General features: G+C 72.7%; 1 protein-coding gene. It reads left to right on the plus strand.

The genetic code is table 11. The features are described 5' to 3' along the window. Window positions 1-135: 135 nt before the first annotated feature. A complete protein-coding gene (locus MXD62_RS27425; protein ID WP_248832287.1) occupies window positions 136-1,515 on the plus strand; it encodes an IS1380 family transposase in 1,380 nt (459 codons plus the stop codon). Window positions 1,516-1,686 lie beyond the last annotated feature (171 nt).

Raw genomic sequence — 1,686 nt, forward strand, 5'->3', positions numbered from 1 at the left:
GCTGGAACGTGAGCGGGTGCCTGCCGTGCAGGGAGAATCGGGGTTACCACACCAACCGATGGCTTCCTGACGAGAGGCACCCGCCGGGTGAACAGACTACGCAGATCGGCCGCGTCGCGGAAACGGGTTCCACGGGTGCGGGTCGGGCCGTCCGATCGGTCGCTGACCGGGATGGCGGGGCTGGCCGCGGTCGCTGAGCTGGTCGACCGGCTCGGGGTCGTCGAGGTGTTGGACGACCAGATCGGGCCGGTCAAGCGGCGGGCGCGGGGGCTTTCGGGCGGGGAGTTGCTGGTCGGGCTGGCGAGCGCGCAGCTGGCGGGGCAGGCGAGCATGTCCGGGCTGGACCGGCTGCGTCTGGACGAGGCGGGTGGGCTGCTCGCGGTGGTGCCGTTCGCGCCGTCGCGGACGGCGGCGCGGCTTTCGGGCCGGTTCGGCCCGGTGGCGCTGTCCGGGGTCGAGGCGACGGTTGGGGTGCTGGCCGGCCGTTGGCTGTCTCGGCTGCCCGGGCAGCGTCGGGCCGAGCTGGTCACCGGGCGGCCGACGATCGACCTGGACTCCTCCGACGTGGAGGTTTTCGGCCGTGGGAAGCGTGGCGTGGCCTATACCTACGAGGGGAAGAAGGCCGGCCGGCCGCTGCTGGCGTCGTGGGCGCGGACCGGGCTGGTCTTGGCCGCCGACCTGCTCGCCGGGGACCAGGACGTCCGGCCGCGTGCCGCCGGGCTGCTGACCCGGGCGCTGGCGAACCTGCCGGCTGCCGTCTGCGCGCCGCCGCTGGTCCGCGCCGATTCGGGGTTCTTCACCGGGGACCTCGCCCGCGCTGCCGTGACCGCGGGCGCGGACTTCGCGGTCGCCGCGCCACGCAACAGCGCGCTCTGGCGCGCCTACGCCGCCGTTCCCGAGAAGGCCTGGACCGACGCGCGGGACATGACCGGCGCCCAGGTCGCCGCCAGTGGCTATGCCCCGGCCGGCTGGCCGCCCGGCACCTACACGATCATCCGCCGGGTGAAGGTCCCTGCCGGTGAGATCTCCACCGACCCCCGCTCGCGGCGGCGGCGCACGATCCCGAAAGACCAGCTCACCCTCGCGTTGGAAGGCGTCGCCGACCACGCCTGGGCGGTCAGTTTCATCGTCACGAACATCCCCGCTGACGAGCCCGACGGCATCGTCGCCGTCGAGCACTGGTTCCGTGGCCGCGCCGACATCGAGACCCAGATCAAAGATGTCAAGCTCGGCGCCGGCCTGCGCCACCTGCCCTCCGCGGACCCGGCCGTCAACACCGTCTGGATGTGGGCGGCGATCCTCGCCGGCTGGCTATCTACCCTGTTCCAGTCCCTGACCGGATTCGACCAGCGCGCGGGGCGCGCGCACGGCGACCGGCTCCGCCACGAACTGATCAACATCCCCGGTCGGGTCATCCGTCACGCCGGCACGCTCACCCTGCGCCTGCCACCCGGCCGCGACCAGCACCTGCCCGGCGCCCTCGAACGGCTACGTGCTCTGCCCGCAGCCGGCTGACCAGCCCGTTCCCCCGACGAGACCCCGTCCGGGCCGTGGACCCGGCGCCCACCCGGTACGACAGCCGGGCCGTCACCCTGCCCACCAGCCGGAAACACCATCAACAAGCCGGAAAGGGAAAGATCACCGATCTTTGATCACGCCAACCGTCGTTACTGACGGATGTAGGTC

Origin of the sequence: Frankia sp. Mgl5, from assembly GCF_023242985.1 — a bacterium.
GTDB lineage: Bacteria > Actinomycetota > Actinomycetes > Frankiales > Frankiaceae > Parafrankia > Parafrankia soli.